This window comes from Bradyrhizobium sp. URHC0002 (genome assembly GCF_054059515.1).
Map to the genome: position 1 here is coordinate 7,552,533 of NZ_JBSSCF010000001.1, position 17,196 is coordinate 7,569,728.

Below are 17,196 nucleotides of genomic sequence, written 5' to 3' on the forward strand. Positions count from 1 at the left end.
CCGGTCCGGTCTGCAATAGGCTGATCCTGCGGAGGACATCGCATGGGCGAAATTCATCCATTTTATCTGGCGCATCGCGGCGCAATGGAAGCCGCCATGCGCCAGCGCCTCGATCTTGCCGAGACGATGTTGCGCGAACGCGCGTATCTCGCTGATTTGGACAAAGTCAGACAAGATGTGATGGATGAGTTCGAAGTCGTACTCAGCCAGATGCCTTATGTCGGCGGTGCGGCGAGCCGCATGAGCGACTTCTTCATGCGCTTGATGGGCTTCATGGCGATCGGGCGCGTGCTCCGGCGGCATGGCGTTGCGCTCCCGATCATTGGCGATATCGAGCGGGAAAGTTACAAGGCTCAATTGCTGACCGTGCCGGAGGCCGAACGGCTCGCTTCGGGGCGTCAGTTCATGTCTCGGGAGAACCAATCCCTGCTCCGCGAGCAGGCCGCGAAAAGCCTGGCGAACGAATATCCGGAGGATTTTGTCTACGATTTCGTCGAGCCAGGGCCGGGCGACAGCTTTGAATTCGGTATCGATTACAAGGCTTGTGGCTTCTGCAAATTCGCCGCGCGTCACGGAGATAAGGAAATCCTCCCACACATTTGCGGACTTGATTTCGAGGCCTACGCTACGCGTGGCATTCGCTTGGAACGAACCCAAACGCTGGCTGGCGGCGCCAGCCACTGCAATTTTCGCTTCTCCCGCCTCGAAACAAAGTAGGACATGCAAGGCGTCCGCGCCCGGTGGTCAGCGTCGGTTTGACCGGACCACGGCGACCTTCCCCGGCAACGGACATCGTCAGCGCCGGTCGGCAGGTCTGTTTCGTGCCAAAGCGGATACTGTGCGGTGCCACAACCCTGCGGCGGCCACGACCGGAGGGGGTTCCTTTTTGCGCGCCGCCGGTGTTTGCTCCCCGCGTCGGGAGGACAGGCGATGCGGGGATCCCTGGGGGAGAAGATCGGCGAAGGCGTTTTCGCGGACGTCCACGCCTGGGCGCCCGGTCAGGTCGTGAAGCTGTCAAAGGCCGGCGTGCCGCGGTGGGCAAGCCGGCGGGAGGCGCGGATGACCCGCGCCATCTTCGCCGCCGGCGGCCCGGCGCCGGAGGTGTTCGGCGAGGTGGAGCTGGAGGGGCGCTTCGGCATCGTGCTCCGTCGCTTCGACGGTCCAACCCTGCTGCAACTCACGCGCAGCGGCGCCATCACCTTCGAGCAAGCGGGCGCGATCCTCGCCTCCCTCTGCCTGTCCGTTCACAAGACGCCCCCGCCGCCGGAAATACCCTTTGTGCGCGACAAGATGGACAGCTGGTTGCGGAGCTCCGGCGCCGCAGTACCAAAACACATTGCTACCGGCATCCTCGCTTTACTCGAGCGCCTGCAGCCTGGCGACGGGCTGTGCCATACCGACCTCCACCCCGGCAACGTGATCATGACGGCGGATGGTCCGAGATTCGTCGACTGGGGCGGCGCGGTCCGCGCACCAGCCGCCCTCGATCTTGCGAGCTGCCACGTCCTGCTATCCGAGAACGCTCCGGAAGTCGTCGATAATCCGCAGCGGCCGCGCGCCGTCAATGCCGCCGCGCAGTCCGAGTACGCCCGGCTGGTCGGCATGTCCCAGGCGGCGCTGACGGCGGCGACGGAGCCCTATTTGCCGATCATTCGCGTCATCGTCCTCCTCGCGGACGCGCTGCCTGCCCTGCGGGAGCTACTGATCCAGCGCATCGAAGCAGCCCTGCGTCCGGAGGATTGAAGCGCAGCGCGCCAAGCGGAGGCATCGACGGTGCGGGGCCATCGTCCGTTTCCGCGTTGGGTCATTCGCGTTGCTTTGACGGTGGACTGATCACGCGGGACGGTAACTAGTGGACTTCCGCTAAAAGTCATTTTCAAACACTGTTTCAAACATTCGCTTTCATCAGACTGCATCTGAGAGTCCAAAAGCGAACCGACACCTTCAAAGCCCATTGGTATCTTGATGTACGCAATTGGGGATGGCGGGGGTGCGGCCGTGTTGGAAGTGTTGGTTACCAAGCGAAGCTCAACCAAGTGGGAGTGGCGGGTCTGTGACCGCTACGGGGGCACGATTATCGGTGGGTTTGAGAGCACCCGACCAGCGGCCAAGTATCGGGGGAATCGGGCGCTATTTCTTTTGTTGTCTACGCGCTGGCTACGATGATGCACGAAGTCGCCACGTCGGGCATATGGTCCGTGGCAGTCTGCGGTAGCGTCACAGGTTGGGTAAGTCTTGGTAATCTCACCTCCCACGGTTTGAGTAGAAAAGCCCCGACGCTGCGACGCGCCGGGGCTTCTCTCGGATCGCCAAAGCTGGGTACTTCCGCCAGCCCAACGATCTTAAACCAGTGGATTGCCGTTCCACTTTCCGCAAGAGCTTCCTTTCGAGCATACGATGCTTGGGTCGGCGTTTAATATACCTCCAACGAGCTAACTCGTGTCGCCAACCGACGCTATGCAACGGCCTATCAATGGTTAGGACCAACTCGCCGGACCGAACAAGCTGCCCGCCTTCCGGGTCGATCGCGTCGGGACTACCTGATGGTGAAGTCCGGTCCATCCCAATTAGCAAGTATCATCGGCGCCCGTCGACACGTCTCAAGGGGTCATTCGTGTCGCTTTGACCTGACCACCGCGACTTCCGCTCTAACCCGGTGAACAGACATCCTCAGGATGGGCGGACATGTCTCAAAAGTGCCAATTAGCGACATCGCCCCTGGCCGATACGGCGACCCATTCTCGGCGGCGCAGGTATGGAGAGGTCGGGCTGACGTTGCCGCTTACGGCGAAAAAAGCACGTCGGTCATCCTGGTCCTAAACCAGTACAAGCGTATCGAGTGCAGTCCTGGTAAACCCCCCGACACTCGAACGATGGCAACTGGTTCAGGCGACGACAGTCGCGATAGCGTGCACGGCAGGTGTTTATGCATTGCTGTTTGGCGGTCTGAGCGCGTGCCAAGGTAACAGAGCCACGATTTGTCTTCAGCGGCTCTTGCTGCGGCGTCGAAGGCGTGGTCTGGGCCAGCGCCGGTGCCGTCCCGCATAGCAGGAGGGCGATGATCATGCAGCCAGTTCGGTTCTTCATGGTCGTCGGTTGTTCATGGTCATGAGCATCTCCATACTTTCACCACCCAAACGCATGGGTGAGGTTGGCCGTCGCTGGAAACGACTGCACGGGAAGCGCATTAAGACCGAGAAGTCCGTGCGCGACTACTTCTTCTACCATTCCAGCTCCCATCCATCGGCGGTGCGCCACAAGAATTGGAAGATGTATTTCGCAACCGCGCCCCAAAACGCGACGGGCTTCGTGAACCCTTCGCGCGGGCCGGTGTAGAGGTCAAGGAAGGCAGCGGCGGGCAGAGCGGGCTTTTCGCCCGCCCATGCGCGCTTTTAGTGTTTACGTGGCGCGTTAGCGCCAGGTTGCCGGTTCGCAGGGAGGTTTATTCCACGGACCTCCGGCAAACTGGCCAGTGTCTGGAGCCCGGATGCAGTGAACGACGCGGGAGGGATGGATCGCTGCGCCGTTACTGTCGCGCCACGCCGCCCTGGTGCCTGAGCCCCGGGTTGCCGGTTCGCAGGGAGGTTGATTCCACGGACCTCCAGCAAACTGGCCAGTGTCTGGAGCCCGGATGCAGTGAACGACGCGGGAGGGATGGATCGCTGCGCCGTTCTTGTCGTACCACGCCGCCATGGCCGGACTAGCGAACATGGCCGCGGCGATCAATCCTATCGAAACGAGCTTACTCATTTGCACGCCTCCATATGATATCAGAGATTGAACGACCGACTATTGACAGCGGGCCAGTGGGGGTAAATTGGACCAAAGGGCAACAACTGTTTTCCTGTGTTTTTTTATTTCGTCCGCTTTGGGTCATTCGCGTCGGGTTGGCCGGACCACGGCGACTTCCGGTCTACCCCCTTGAACGGACATTGTCAGGATAGGTGGGCACGTCTCAAAAGTGCCAACAGCCGACATCAAATGTTAGTTTGAAGTAAAGGCAAACTACGCGTCCTCCACACCATCGATGCTAATGGCACCCGCGCCGTATGCCATCACGTAAAGGAAGCCGCCTGCCATCACTAAGTTCTTATAGAAATGGATCATGTTGTTGAAGTCCCCGGCCACCAGATGGACGCCAAAGCCGGTGCCTAGGCAAAAAACGACGAGCGCTGCAGCCGCCCACCGAATTTTGAAACCTACTAGGACGCCCAATCCAGCGAGAAGATGGATAACGATAGAAATCCAAACTGCGACATCGGGAATTGGTATGTGGACGTTCGCAAAATACTTTGCCGTCCCGCTCGGGTCGCGCAGCTGGAGGAAGCCGTCCCAGATAAATAGGCCAGACATCAGCAAGCGCGCAAGTGGAGGCAAATAGGCTTTCATGGCGTGCATGGCTCGTCGCTCCCAACTTCTCGTCCGGAACGGGCATCGTATTGGCTCAAGCCAGCACGGGGTAAAGGTGCTGTCCAATGACCACTTGGATCAGCAACAGGCTTCGACCCGAAGTCTTTGCACTTTCGCTTTGCTATCAGTAACGGACATATTCAAGAACGGTCCGAATATCCGAAAGTGCCAAACTCAGGCATGGCTCCTAGCGCGGCCGACACGCTCGCTGAATGGCGATACTCAATAGACGAGACCTGTGCCAGGCGGTTTTTCCAGCGCCTCCGCCAAAGACCGATACTCCGCGCAGTCGGTTCCGCAGATCGCAGCGATCCGGCTCAAATGATATTGCGCCTGCTCGCGGTTGCCCTGCTCGATCTGCCACAGACCGTAGTACTGCCAGGTCAGCACATGGTTCGGATCGGTTTTCAGCGCCCGCTCATACCAGACTTGCGAGAGCTTGTAGTCGCCGAGTTTGCGATAGGAATAACCGATCAGATTGGCCACGTTCGGATGATCGTCATGGCCGAGCGCTCTTAGCTGCTCGATGGCCGCGGCATATTCATTGCGGTCATAGATGGTCGCATAAGCTTCGCGGTAACCCTTGGCAAAAGTGGGGTCGTCGAAAAGAGACTGCTTGGCTTTTTTGGCCTTGGGGACGTGAGTGGCCTTGGTACCCGACCGCCGCGGGTAAGACGGGGGCGGATAAGCGGAGCGTTGGTCCATCCCGCCATAGGTTGTATCACCACCGCCACCTCCTCCTCCACCACCACCGCCTCCGGCTGCAACAACCGGAGTGAACGAGAACGCAGCGATCAGCGCAATCGAACACGTCGCCAACGTCACAATTCTAATCATCCAGTTGATCATAGGAACCTCCTGCATGCTACGCCTTCGAGCCCCCATCCAACCGAACCTGTTAACTCCGGTTTGCTTCAAACATTCCCGGAAAGGTGTTCAGAAAACGCGAAATTTGGTGTGACAGCAATGTTGTCTTTTGCAGGTCGATGTCTGCAACGGGTCATTCGCGTCGCTTTGACGGTGTATTGATCACTTCCGGTCTGCCCCGATTAACGGACATCTTCAGAACCGGTGGGCACGTCTCAAACGTGCCCCAACACCAGCGCCACCGATGTTGCGTGAGTGAGGTCATAACCCCTCAACATGAAGCTCGAAGTGAATTGAGGCGGGAGGGTCCGGTCGCCATAAGTTGACCGGATCGCAAAAGGAACGGCGTTGATCAATTTCGCGGCCGGCAATCCGGGCCGTCAGCGCGAGAACTGTGGTCCGGCGGGAGGCGGCAGGCGAGAATCTATCTTGGCTTGCGGAGGTTTGGGCGGCGGGATCGAGGCGGCCGGCTGGGCTGGGGCCGGGGCCGAAGGCGCTGACGGTGTCTTCTGCCTGATGTCCTCCTCGGCAGCCCGTAGTGCCGCAATGTTCCGGGCCATCTGATCCTGCTTGGCAGCGAGTTGTTCTACGCTGCGCCGCACGGCATCGAGAGTGGATGCCAAGGGCGCAAGCTGCCGCATCGAGTCAGTGGAAGTTGCAGCCAAGACGGGCGACTTCGTTGTCGAAACGGGTAACACCCAACCCAGCGTCGGAACCTGGGCTACCAGCATCTCCTTTGCTTCATCACCGTAGGACTGCCAGCCAAGCGTGGCGCCGACACCGATGAGAACCGCAACAGAGAACCGGAAAAGGGTGCGTAACATTCGCCTGCCAATCGACGGCCGGCCGCCCGCCGGCTGCCCTTCCCCGAAGCGGTAGGGATAGGGAGCATCGATCGACGGCTTCACGCGCCGCCTGCCCATTCGCTGATCGGATCGGACGTCCGGATCGCGCGCAAGCCCATCGAACGAAGTTTCTTCAGCCGTCAGTGGAGGGCTTTGCGAGTACAACATTCTTATCTCCACCGACGGTTCTTCCAAACTCTTGAGAGAAGAGGCGATCCTGGTTTGACGGAAGGGAGGCAGGAGCGCAGCAACCCTAGGGCGTTTGTGAGATCCTCGCACGGTAAGAGAATCGACTTGTTTGAGGTCGGTCAGCGTCAGTCGAAATCCACGTCGCTACAAAATTGAGACGCTCGCTGATGTCTAAAATGGGCCCATCAGCGTCGGTTGGACCGGACCACGGCGACTTTCGGTCTACCCCAGCAACGGACATCGTCAGCGCCGGTCGGCAGGTCTGTTTCGGCCAGCTACGGGCGTGCTCCAGAATCTAGACGCTGGCAGCAAATAAATCCCATCGACCTGGGAGGCCCTTGAGTTCATGCGATCCGCGTTCGGAGAACTTCAGGCCTGCGCCGGCTACAAGATCGGTAACGACTCTTGAAACAAGAACTTCGCTACACTGAGATTGGGCCATAACGCGCGCTGCAGCGTGCACCGCTATACCGCCGATATCGCGACCTCTGATCTCAATCTCGCCGGTATGCAGACCCGCCCGTAACGGCAAACCGATTTGCTTGGCGGCTGCTCCGAATGCCAAAGCGCATCGAACCGCGCGACCGGGTCCATCGAACGTCGCCAGAATGCCATCGCCGGTGGTCTTGATCAAAGTCCCTCGATGCTTCTCAACCATCTGCTTCGCCAATTCATCGTGACTATCCAGCAATCGACGCCATGTCTGGTCCCCCATCTCGGCGGCGCTGCTCGTCGAATCGACGATATCTGTAAACAGTACCGTGGCGAGGACGCGATCAAGATCGATCGATGAAATCTCACGATGTCCAGTGATAAACTCCTCGATGTCACCAAGCATTGCCTCCACATCGCCGGAAAAGTAGACGTGGTCACTGCCGGGATACTCAATAAATTTCGCGCCAGGGATTTGCGCTGCCAAATCCCGTCCCCACTCGACTGAAACCAGAGCATCGGTTCGGCGGTGAAGCACAAGTGTCGGAACGCGCACGGTCGGCAGGATCGCCCTGACATCGATCAGCAAGTTCAACAACACGATCGCTTTGTAAGCTCCGGGGCTGGCCGAGAGACGTTCAAATTTGGCGAACTGGTTGACCGCGTCCAGGTTCTCTGCCCGGCTTGGCATGGCACCTTTGATCAAGCCGCCGTTGCCCCAATGCTTTATACGCCGCAACACTTTTTCCATCGAACTATCTGACCCCCAAAGGTCCGCACCGCGCGCAAAGCCGCCATAAAGAATGAGCTGGGATACGCGCTCCGGATACGTGGCAGCAAACAGTGCGCTCATCGCAGCACCTTCGGAAACTCCCATGAGTACAGCGCGATGCGAACCAATGTCGTCCATGATGGCACGAACGTCGTCCATTCGCTGTTCGAGCGACGGAGCGCCGGATATTCTGTCGGATAATCCCTGGCCTCGTTTGTCGAAGGTGACGACGCGGGCAAATGTCGAAAGGTGGCGCAAAAAGGCTGTATATCCCGGGACCTCATGCAAAAACTCGACATGCGACACCACGCCCGGAACGATGATGATATCGACGGGTCCATCACCCGTTGTTTGATACGCGATATTGACGTCGCCGCTAACCGCGTACCGCGTTACGGGCAATACAAAATCGCTCATTGGTCAGGATCCTTCCCAACTCGCAAGCGAGTCTTTCCCTTTGGATCGAGGCGGTCAACAGCGAAAACAGCCCCGAGCTGCTTTTTAGCCTGTCAAACCGATATACTGATTGCTGAAGCGAAGTCTGCTTAAAGGCAATTGTGTCGTTCTGAGCCTGACCCGATGGCTTTCGCTCTACCTTCATAAACCGACGTTCTCGCGGGCAGCTGGCATGTCTCAAACGTGCCAAAGGAAGACGTGCCACCAACGAAGGAGGCCGCCAACTGAGGCGGCCTTTACCCTATATTGGATACCGCCATTTCAGCGCGCGCCGCACGCCGAACCAAAGGAAAGCTGGAACCGAAGACGCGAAGCAGATGTAGATCACGTAAGCGATCTGCGTGATCAGACCGGCAAGCAGCCCAACCGAAAAAGGACGGCGGACAATTCTAATTCGCCGCCGCGAGCTTGCGCTGCTCGGGATTGAGCGTTCCGGTCTGCGCGATCAGCCGCTTCAGCTCCGGAATGCAGGAGCCGCAATTGGTGCCTGCTTTCAGCCTGGCACCGATGTCGGCGGCCGAACGCGCGCCGGCCGCGATGGTATCGCAGATGGTGTTGCGGCCGACACCGAAGCAGGCGCAGACGATCGGGCCGGCATTCGCGAGACCATCCATCGATTTGCCCGACAGCAGCATGCGGCGCTGGTCGGTGCCGAGCGTATCGGCGGCAAACAATCCCTTCACCACGTTCCAGTCGCCGGCATCCCGCGCAGGCCCGACGAACAGGCAGGTTTCGATGCGGTCGCCGCTAAAGCACGCCGCGCGATAGACGCCGCCGCCGAAATCCTTGTATTCGGCGAGGTCATGCGTTGCGAACGATTTCAGCCAGGATTGCCAACCCGCCAGATCGGCGTTGTCGGCGAACAGATAGCCGTAACCGCCACTGATGGCGACGCGCGCGACCCAGGCATGCGCAGGCAGCGCGAGCGGCCTGCGCGACAGCGCAAAGCCCCGGAACACGTATTCGTAAGGCGCGATCGATGCAGGCGTCGCCTTGTTCTCGGGCTGGCCGGAGAACGGATCGGTGTGAGGGGCCACCAGTGAACCGACACGCGCGCCGGTCGCGTTGGCCTCGCTCCAGTGGATCGGCGCGAACAGCATGCCGCGCTGCTGGCGCTCGCTGACGACGACACGAAGCGTACATTGTCCGTAGTCGGTCGCGATCCGCGCGAAGTCGCCCTGGGCGACGCCGTAACGCGCGGCGTCGTCGGGATGGACCTCGACGAACGGCTCCGGCAGATGCTGGCCGAGCCGCGGGCTCATTCCTGATCGCGTCATGGTGTGCCACTGGTCGCGGATGCGGCCGGTGTTCAGTCGCAGCGGCCGCGCCGCCGTGGTCTCGGTCCGCAGCGCCGGTATTTCCGGCGCAATGAAGCGGGCCTTGAAATCGCTGGCGAAGAAACTGCCTTCGGCGAAGAAGCGCGCCTGCGGCTCGCTTCCCTGCCGGACCGGCCACTGCACCGGCGCCATCGCGTCGAAATCGCTGTCCGACAGCGAGGCCAACGCGCCGATGTCGAAGTCGCGCGCGCCCTCGTTCTCGAATGCCGAGAGAGCCGCGTGCTCGCGAAAAATATCCGCCGCCGAGGTGAAGCCGAAGGCCGCGCCGAAGCCGAGGCGCCGGGCAACCTCGCCCATGATCCACCAATCGGGCCTGGCTTCACCCGGTGAAGAAAGGAACGCACGCTGCCGCGAGATACACCGTTCCGAATTGGTCACGGTGCCGGATTTCTCGCCCCACGCCTGCGCCGGCAGCAGCACATGCGTGCCCGCATCCACCGTGTCGTTGGAGATGACATTCTCGGAAACCACAAACAGTTCGAGCTTCTTCAGCGCTTCGCGAACGCCGTCGGCATTCGGCAGCGACACCGCCGGATTGGTGCCCATCACCCACAACGCCTTGATCTCGCCGCGCGCAATGGCCTCGAACATCTGGACCGCCTTCAGGCCCTCATGGGTGGCGATGCGCGGCGCCTTCCAGAACCGGCGCACGCGATCGATGTCGGGCGGCGTAAATCCCATATGGGCGGCGAGCTGGTTGGCGAGCCCGCCGACCTCGCGGCCGCCCATCGCGTTAGGCTGCCCGGTCAGCGAGAACGGCGACGCGCCCGGCTTGCCGATCCGCCCGGTCGCGAGGTGACAATTAAGAATGGCGTTGACCTTGTCGGTGCCCTGCGCCGACTGGTTGACGCCTTGCGAATACAGCGTGACGACACGCTCGGTGTTCGCAAACATCTGGAAGAATGTCGCGACGTCCTGCTCAGCGAGGCCGGTCGCCAGTGCGGTTGCACTGAGGCTGCCCGCGATGCTGCGCGCGCGGGCGATGGCGTCGTCGAAGCCAGTGGTGTGGAGCGCGATGTAGTCGCGGTCGAGCACATCGTTGTCGGCGAGGTAAACGAGCAACCCGCTGAACAGCGCCGCATCGGTGCCCGGCTTCAACCCCAGGAACAGATCGTCGTCGCCGACGGTATCGGTCCGGCGCGGATCGATCACGATCATCCGCGCGCCGCGCTTCTGCTTGTTGGCGAGCATGCGCTGATACAGCACCGGATGGCACCAGGCCGCGTTGGAGCCGACCAGCACCAGAAGGTCCGCCTCGTCGAGATCTTCATAACAGCCCGGCACCGTGTCGGCGCCGAAGGCGCGGCGGTGGCCCGCAACCGAAGAGGCCATGCAGAGCCGCGAATTGGTATCGACATTGGCGCTGCCGACAAAACCCTTCATCAGCTTGTTGGCGACGTAATAGTCTTCCGTCAGCAACTGGCCGGAGAGATAGAACGCGACAGCGCCCGGGCCGTCGCGCGCGATGATGTGCTGGAAGCGGTGCGCGACATGGTCGAGCGCGTCGCTCCAGGCCACCCGCTCCATGGTCCCTTTGCCGCAGCGGATCATCGGATGGAGCAACCGGTTGGTCAGGCCGAGCGTCTCGCCGAGCGCCGATCCCTTCGAGCACAGCCGGCCGAAATTGGCGGGATGCTCGGGATCGCCCGATATCGCCGCCCCGCCCCGCCCATCCGGCGTCGCCAGGATGCCGCAGCCGACGCCGCAATAGGCGCAGGTGGTGCTGATGGCGCGCAGGTCGGGATCGATGGCAGTCATGGCGGCAACCGGATCATGCAGCTTCCGAACGGATCGCGAGCGAGCGGCCGAACATCATGTCGGCGCGAATTCTTTGCGTCGGCTGCCGCGTTCGGATCAGTTCGAGATACCAGAGCGCGTCGCCGACATCGCCAATCAACACCGCACCGGTCAATCGCCCGCCTGATATCACAAGCTTCTTGTAGGTGCCGTGATTGATGTCTGAGAGAACGATGGTCTCGCTGCCGTCGCCGCCGATGAAATCGCCGGCGGAGAACACGCTGACGCCGGAGACTTTAAGATTGGTCGCAACGACGCTGCCGGCATAGGAAGCCTCGCGCCCGGCGAGATGCCGCGCCAGCGCCCTCGCCTGCTCATAGGCCGGCTCGACCAGTCCGTAGCAGACGCCGCGATGCTCGGCGCATTCGCCGATCGCAAATACGTCCGGCGCGCCGGTCTGCAGGTGGTCGTCGACCACGATTCCGCGGTTGACGGCAATGCCGGCCTCCTTGGCCAGCGCGATGTTCGGCCGGATGCCGGCCGCGAAGATCACGGCGTCGGCTGGAACGAGGCGGCCGTCCACCAGTTCGACGCCTTCGACGCGCGTCGCGCCGTGGATGCGCGCAGTATTGGCGTTGAGCAGGACTTCGATGCCCTTGCGCTCGACCAGGGATTTCAAAAGTTCGGCCGCGGGGGCATCCAACTGGCGCTCCATCAGGCGGTCCATCAGATGCACCAGCGTCACCGGGGCACCGGCCTTGGCAAGACCATAGGCCGCCTCGAGGCCGAGCAGTCCGCCGCCGACCACCACGACGCGCTTCTTCTGCGCAGCCAGCGTCAGAAGAAGATCGACGTCGCGGCTATCGCGGAACGTATGCACGCCGGCGAGGTCGGCGCCCGGCACATTGAGCCGCAGCGCCGACGAGCCTGTCGTCAGCACCAGCTTCGAAAACGGAACGCTCTCGTCATTCTCGATCTTGAGTTCGCGGCGGCCGACGTCGATCTCGGTGGCCGTGCAGCCATATTTCAGGGTGACGCCGCGGTCGCGCCACCAGGACGCAGGCCGCAGCTCGATATCCTGCGAGGTGGTCTCGCCGGCCAGCACCGACGACAACAGCACGCGATTATAGGCGAGCCGCGGCTCGTCGCCGATCACGGCGATGGCGTAGCGGCCCAATGCCACCTTGGCCAATTCATCGACCAGGCGGGCAGCGGCCATGCCGTTGCCGACGATGACAAGCGGTTCGCTCATAACGCATCCTTACTCGGCGGCTTGAGCCTTGCCGTAGGCTTCCGAGATCATGTAACCGGACAGCGTGCCGTAAGCCGCGGTCCAGGCATCGGCGACGTCAGACGTCCACGCCTCGCCCAGTCCCTTTTCGAGCGTCCACAACAGCACACCGCCGACAACGGGATAGTGCTCCGGCTTGGCGCCGTAGCTGACGTGACGCTTTGCCAAGGCACTGGCGGCCGGCAACACCGAGCCGAGATTGCCGAGGCCGTTGACCACGACGGCGAGCGTTCCCATCAACTTCTTGCGCTGCTCGGTCATGTCGGCGGGAAACATCGCCTTCACCGAGGGGGCGACTTCGAACAGGCGGTCGTAGAACAGCACGGCGGCCTGTTCGGAGATCGGAGCGACCTTGGCGAAACTTTGCTGCACGAGATTGACTTGCTCAGGTGTCATCTTTTCTTCTCCTGCCTCTTCCAACCCCCGCCCCGCACAGCACCAAGCAAAACTCAGGCCGCTTCGACGAAGCGATGCCGTTCGTAGAGGAACTCGAGCACGCGCTGGCGGCATTTGAGGTAGCCAGGGTTGGTCGCGAGCTCGAGCCGTTTGCGCGGACGCGCCAGCGGCACTTCCAGCACCTCGCCGATCCGGGCGCTGGGACCGTTGGTCATCATCACGATCCGGTCCGACAGCAGCACGGCCTCGTCGACGTCATGGGTGATCATCAGGATGGTGTTGCCGAGCTTCTGGTGCAGCGCCATCACCGAGTCCTGCAGATGCGCGCGGGTCAGCGCGTCGAGCGCACCGAAGGGCTCGTCGAGCAGCAAAACTTTCGGCTCCATCGCGAGCGCGCGGGCGATGCCGACGCGCTGCTTCATGCCGCCGGACACTTCGGACGGACGCTTGTCCTTGGCATGCGCCATCTGCACCAGATTGAGATTGTGCATGGTCCAGGCGTCGCGCTCGGCGCGGGTCTTGGTCGAAGCGAACACCTTGTCGACGCCGAGCCGGACGTTCTCATAGACCGTCAGCCAGGGCAGCAGGCTGTGGTTCTGGAACACCACCGCGCGATCCGGCCCCGGCGAATTGACCTCGCGGTTCTCCAGCAGCACGCAGCCCTGGGTGGTGTCGGTGAGACCGGCAACGATGTTGAGCAGCGTGGACTTGCCGCAGCCGGAATGGCCGATGATCGAGACGTATTCGCCCTTCTCGATCGTCAGGTTGATGTCCTTCAGCACCTCGGTGGTGGCGTTGCCGCGGGTGAAGGTCTTGTCGATGTGGTCGAGCTTCAGATAGGCGTGCATGACATGCTCCTTCAGTTCAGCGCGGTGCCGCGGGTCACGATCTTCGCCAGTCCCGCGATCAGGCGGTCGAGCACGAAGCCGATGATGCCGACATAGAACAGCGCCAGGATGATTTCGCTGATGTGCGAGGAATTCCAGGCGTCCCAGATGAAGAAGCCGATACCGACGCCGCCGATCAGCATTTCGGCTGCGACAATCGCAAGCCACGACAGGCCGATGCCGATGCGAAGGCCCGTGAAGATGTAGGGCGCCGCCGCGGGGATCATGATCTTGGAGAAGAACTCCAGCGGATTGAGCTGCACCACCGCTGCGACGTTGCGATAATCCTGCGGGATGTTGCGAATGCCGACCGCGGTGTTGATGATGATCGGCCAGACCGAGGTGATGAAGATGACGAAGATCGCCGAGGGCTGGCCGTCACGGAACGCGGCGAGCGACAACGGCAGCCATGCCAGCGGCGGGATGGTGCGAAGCACCTGAAACAGCGGATCGAGCCCGCGCATCGCCCATACCGACTGCCCGACCAGCGTGCCGAGCGCGATGCCGGCGATCGCGGCAATCGAATAGCCCAGCGCGACGCGCTGCAGGCTGGCGGACAAATGCCAGAACAGACCCTTGTCGATACCACCGCGATCAAAGAACGGGTCGAAGATCAGCTCCTTGGTTTCCTTGAAGACGCGCGACGGCGGCGGCAGGGTCGAGCCGGTGCGGCGGCAGACCAGTTCCCAGAACAGCATCAGCAGCGCAATCACGACCAGCGGCGGCACGACGCGCACCGCGGTCTCCTTCGCCATCTTGATGTATTTCTCGGCACGCGGCGCCTGCTTCGGCGTCATCGTGACCACTGGTGCCGCCGCAGTCGGCGATGCGGTCGGAATGGCCACCGTGGTGGCTTCGGCTTTGATCGCAGGCATCGACATTGAAATCATATCTCCATGTTCAAGAAAGCGGGCCGCTCGCATCCAGCGCGCGGCCCGGTTTGGATCAGACATCAACACGCTTGATCGACAGGGACTTCAGATACGCAGTCGGGTTTTCCGGATCGAACACCTTGCCGTCGAAGAAGGTCTCCTTGCCGCGCGAGGTCGATGCCGGAATCTCTGCAGCGGGGACGTCCAGCGTCTTGGCGGCGTCCTTCCAGAGATCCTCGCGGTTGACCTTGGCGATCAGCGCCTTGGTGTCGAAGCCCGCTTCATACTTGCCCCAGCGGATATCCTCGGTGAGAAACCAGAGGTCGTGGCTTTGGAACGGGTAAGAGGCGTGATCGCGCCAATACTTCATGATGTGCGGCGAGTTCTCGACGACCTTGCCGGGAATGCCGTAGTCGAACTTGCCCGCTGAACGGTCATAAACGTCGTCGACCGGGCAATTCATCCACTGCCGCTTGCCCATGATGGTGGCGAGCTCTTTCTTGTTCTCCGCCTTGTCGGCCCATTGCTGCGCTTCCATGACCGCCATCAAAATGGCCTTGGCGGCCTTCGGATATTTGTCGACCCAGGCCGCGCGCATGCCGAGCGACTTCTCCGGATGCTTGTTCCAGATTTCGCCGGTGTTCACCGCGGTGTAGCCGATGCCCTGGTTGATGAGTTGCAGGTTCCACGGCTCGCCCACGCAGAACGCATCCATGGTGCCGACTTTCATGTTGGCGACCATCTGCGGCGGCGGCACCACGATAGTCTCGACGTCCTTGTCGGGGTCGATGCCACCGGCGGCGAGCCAGTAACGAATCCACAGATCATGCGTGCCGCCCGGGAAGGTCATCGCGACCTTGGCCGATTTGCCGGCGGCTTTCTTCTGCTCGAATACCGCCTTCAGCGGCGAGGAGTCGGTCCCGATCTTGAGGTCGGCATATTCCTTGGCGATCGAGATGCACTGGGCGTCGAGATTGAGCCGCGCCAGGATGTACATCGGCGTCGGAACGTTGTTCTGCGTCACCTTGCCCGCCGAGATCAGGTAGGGCATCGGCGTCAGGATATGGGCGCCGTCGATGCCGTTGCCTTCCGAGCCCAACACCAGGTTGTCGCGCGTCGTGCCCCATGATGCCTGCTTGGCGACTTCGACGTCGGGTATGCCGTATTTGGCGAACAGCCCCTTGTCCTTGGCGACGAACAGCGGCCCGGCGTCGCTCAACGCGATGAACCCGAGCGTCGCCTTGGTCACTTCCGGACCCGCGCCTTGCGCGAACGCACCGGCGGGGAAATTCAGCTTGGCGGCGGCGAGCAAGGCTGCCGTGCCGCCGGTCGCCTTCAGAAGCTGCCGGCGGCTGAAGCCGCGGCGCGAGGTGTGATTGGGTTTCGTCATGGGCGTCATTGTCCTTTTGCGTCAGTGCGTGAAACGGGCCGTCCGATTGGGGTCACCGCGCTAGGCGCAGAAGGGCGCGTTCCAGGGAGGCCCCGGAATGGCGGCGACACAGTTCGGATGAGTGGTCTCAAGGGACGGCATCGATGGCGTCAGCACTAGCTATTCAAGCCCCGTGCCAAGCCTCGTGCAGTGCAAAAATCTGATTGATATCAGTATATTGCTAGAAATATGCCAGAAAAATAGGCGCCGGTCAGGAACCGGTCACAGCTTTTCAAATTTGCGATTCGCTCAATTCTTGTGCGTCGCACAAGAATTGAGCAATGCGATGCAATCGTTGCCTTAAGCGTCCTCTTCGGCCTTCGCCATCATCGGTTTCGGCGCGCTTCCCTCGCCCGGCTTCATCCGGAATTCGTAGGTCATGAGGTGCCATGGCGTGGCCGCCGGCTTGCCATCCGGCATCGTCGGATCGGTGCGCTTTTCGATTTTGGCGACCAGTTCGTCCTTGACCCCGAACACCACGTCGGAATCGAGATATTTGTCGCCGTCCATGAAGACATGCGTGATTAGCGGCTGGTGGCCGGGCGCGTCGACCAGGAAATGCACATGGGCCGGCCGCATCGCGTGGCGGCGGGTCTGCACGATCATCTCGCCGACCGGGCCGTCGGTGGGAATGGGATAGCTGCACGGCAGGATGGTGCGGAAGAAGAACCTTCCATCGGCATCGGTCATGAAGCGCGCCCGCGACGACGGCCCTTCCGTCGCATAGGCCGGCTTCTGGGAATCATAGAAGCCGTCATCATCGGCGTGCCAGACGTCCACCGGCACATTTGCCAGCGGCTTGCCCTTGAGGTCGGTGACGCGGCTCTGTACGAACATCCGCTCGCCCGGCAGATTGGCCGAGATATCGGTGCCATGCGGCGTCACCTTGTGCTCGCCGACATAGAACGGACCGAGCACCGTGGTCTCGGTCGCGCCCTCGCGCTCCCTGTGGTTGACGGCATCGACCAGCATCGACACCCCGAGCACGTCGGAGAGCAGAATGAACTCCTGCCGGATCGGGGTGCACTTCTGGCCGGTCCGGGTCAGGAAGTCGATCGCAACCTCCCATTCCCCGAAGGTGAGATCGGTCCTGCGGACATAGTCGTGCAGCGATTTCACCAATTCCTGCAGCAGGAACTTGGCGCGTGGATCCGGCGTATCGTCGAAACTGCTGATAACGGCGGCGGTCAGTTCGGTTTCGCTGAATTGGCGCATTTTTTCTGTCCTGCGGGATAGGCGACGGCTGGCGGCAGCCTATACCAGCGCCCCATCGGGA

At 61.5% G+C, this 17,196-nt stretch carries 13 protein-coding genes; 2 read left to right on the top strand and 11 right to left on the bottom strand.

The features are described 5' to 3' along the window. The first annotated feature begins 42 nt into the window (after positions 1–42). Positions 43–717, top strand: a complete 675-nt coding sequence (locus ACVWVY_RS36555; protein ID WP_456630946.1) for an L-2-amino-thiazoline-4-carboxylic acid hydrolase — start codon at positions 43–45, stop codon at positions 715–717. Positions 718–930: 213 nt separating this feature from the next. After that, complete coding sequence (locus tag ACVWVY_RS36560) at positions 931–1,743, top strand: aminoglycoside phosphotransferase family protein (RefSeq protein ID WP_456630947.1); 813 nt, start codon at positions 931–933, stop codon at positions 1,741–1,743. A gap of 2,262 nt (positions 1,744–4,005) precedes the next feature. Here the strand turns inward: ACVWVY_RS36560 and ACVWVY_RS36565 are convergent. The 11 genes from ACVWVY_RS36565 to ACVWVY_RS36615 all read right to left on the bottom strand — a co-directional run bounded on the left by ACVWVY_RS36565 (position 4,006) and on the right by ACVWVY_RS36615 (position 17,135). Beyond that, complete coding sequence (locus ACVWVY_RS36565) at positions 4,006–4,398, bottom strand: DoxX family protein (protein WP_456630948.1); 393 nt, start codon at positions 4,396–4,398, stop codon at positions 4,006–4,008. A gap of 234 nt (positions 4,399–4,632) precedes the next feature. Further along, a complete protein-coding gene (locus ACVWVY_RS36570) occupies positions 4,633–5,259 on the bottom strand; it encodes a tetratricopeptide repeat protein (RefSeq protein ID WP_456630949.1) in 627 nt (208 codons plus the stop codon). Positions 5,260–5,657: 398 nt separating this feature from the next. Continuing rightward, a complete protein-coding gene (locus tag ACVWVY_RS36575; RefSeq protein WP_456630950.1) occupies positions 5,658–6,287 on the bottom strand; it encodes a hypothetical protein in 630 nt (209 codons plus the stop codon). Positions 6,288–6,606: 319 nt separating this feature from the next. Then, positions 6,607–7,932, bottom strand: a complete 1,326-nt coding sequence (locus ACVWVY_RS36580; protein WP_456630951.1) for an adenylate/guanylate cyclase domain-containing protein — start codon at positions 7,930–7,932, stop codon at positions 6,607–6,609. 428 nt (positions 7,933–8,360) lie between these two features. After that, the gene (locus tag ACVWVY_RS36585) at positions 8,361–11,066 is read right to left on the bottom strand and encodes a nitrate reductase (protein WP_456630952.1); all 2,706 of its coding nucleotides are present in this window, start codon (positions 11,064–11,066) and stop codon (positions 8,361–8,363) included. Positions 11,067–11,079: 13 nt separating this feature from the next. Then, the gene (locus tag ACVWVY_RS36590; protein WP_456630953.1) at positions 11,080–12,297 is read right to left on the bottom strand and encodes an NAD(P)/FAD-dependent oxidoreductase; all 1,218 of its coding nucleotides are present in this window, start codon (positions 12,295–12,297) and stop codon (positions 11,080–11,082) included. 9 nt (positions 12,298–12,306) lie between these two features. After that, entirely contained in the window at positions 12,307–12,732 is a 426-nt protein-coding gene (locus ACVWVY_RS36595) for a globin family protein (RefSeq protein ID WP_456630954.1), read from the bottom strand. A gap of 53 nt (positions 12,733–12,785) precedes the next feature. Then, entirely contained in the window at positions 12,786–13,580 is a 795-nt protein-coding gene (locus ACVWVY_RS36600) for an ABC transporter ATP-binding protein (RefSeq protein WP_456630955.1), read from the bottom strand. Positions 13,581–13,591: 11 nt separating this feature from the next. Further along, positions 13,592–14,500, bottom strand: coding sequence for a nitrate ABC transporter permease (gene ntrB, locus ACVWVY_RS36605; protein WP_456630956.1), 909 nt, complete (start codon positions 14,498–14,500; stop codon positions 13,592–13,594). Positions 14,501–14,564: 64 nt separating this feature from the next. Beyond that, positions 14,565–15,881 (bottom strand): CmpA/NrtA family ABC transporter substrate-binding protein, encoded by a 1,317-nt coding sequence (locus tag ACVWVY_RS36610; protein WP_456630957.1) that lies wholly within the window; start codon positions 15,879–15,881, stop codon positions 14,565–14,567. Between the two features lie 339 nt (positions 15,882–16,220). Continuing rightward, positions 16,221–17,135, bottom strand: a complete 915-nt coding sequence (locus ACVWVY_RS36615) for a dioxygenase family protein (protein ID WP_456630958.1) — start codon at positions 17,133–17,135, stop codon at positions 16,221–16,223. Positions 17,136–17,196 lie beyond the last annotated feature (61 nt).

What these genes read in the sequence shown, in the direction of transcription:
- ACVWVY_RS36585 (WP_456630952.1), bottom strand. Translation starts at nt 11,066, where the DNA reads ATGACTGCCATCGATCCCGACCTGCGCGCCATCAGCACCACCTGCGCC.
- ACVWVY_RS36600 (WP_456630955.1), bottom strand. Translation starts at nt 13,580, where the DNA reads ATGCACGCCTATCTGAAGCTCGACCACATCGACAAGACCTTCACCCGC.
- ACVWVY_RS36610 (WP_456630957.1), bottom strand. Translation starts at nt 15,881, where the DNA reads ATGACGAAACCCAATCACACCTCGCGCCGCGGCTTCAGCCGCCGGCAG.
- ACVWVY_RS36580 (WP_456630951.1), bottom strand. Translation starts at nt 7,932, where the DNA reads ATGAGCGATTTTGTATTGCCCGTAACGCGGTACGCGGTTAGCGGCGAC.
- ACVWVY_RS36595 (WP_456630954.1), bottom strand. Translation starts at nt 12,732, where the DNA reads ATGACACCTGAGCAAGTCAATCTCGTGCAGCAAAGTTTCGCCAAGGTC.
- ACVWVY_RS36560 (WP_456630947.1), top strand. Translation starts at nt 931, where the DNA reads ATGCGGGGATCCCTGGGGGAGAAGATCGGCGAAGGCGTTTTCGCGGAC.
- ACVWVY_RS36570 (WP_456630949.1), bottom strand. Translation starts at nt 5,259, where the DNA reads ATGATCAACTGGATGATTAGAATTGTGACGTTGGCGACGTGTTCGATT.
- ACVWVY_RS36555 (WP_456630946.1), top strand. Translation starts at nt 43, where the DNA reads ATGGGCGAAATTCATCCATTTTATCTGGCGCATCGCGGCGCAATGGAA.
- ACVWVY_RS36615 (WP_456630958.1), bottom strand. Translation starts at nt 17,135, where the DNA reads ATGCGCCAATTCAGCGAAACCGAACTGACCGCCGCCGTTATCAGCAGT.
- ntrB (WP_456630956.1), bottom strand. Translation starts at nt 14,500, where the DNA reads ATGTCGATGCCTGCGATCAAAGCCGAAGCCACCACGGTGGCCATTCCG.
- ACVWVY_RS36590 (WP_456630953.1), bottom strand. Translation starts at nt 12,297, where the DNA reads ATGAGCGAACCGCTTGTCATCGTCGGCAACGGCATGGCCGCTGCCCGC.
- ACVWVY_RS36565 (WP_456630948.1), bottom strand. Translation starts at nt 4,398, where the DNA reads ATGCACGCCATGAAAGCCTATTTGCCTCCACTTGCGCGCTTGCTGATG.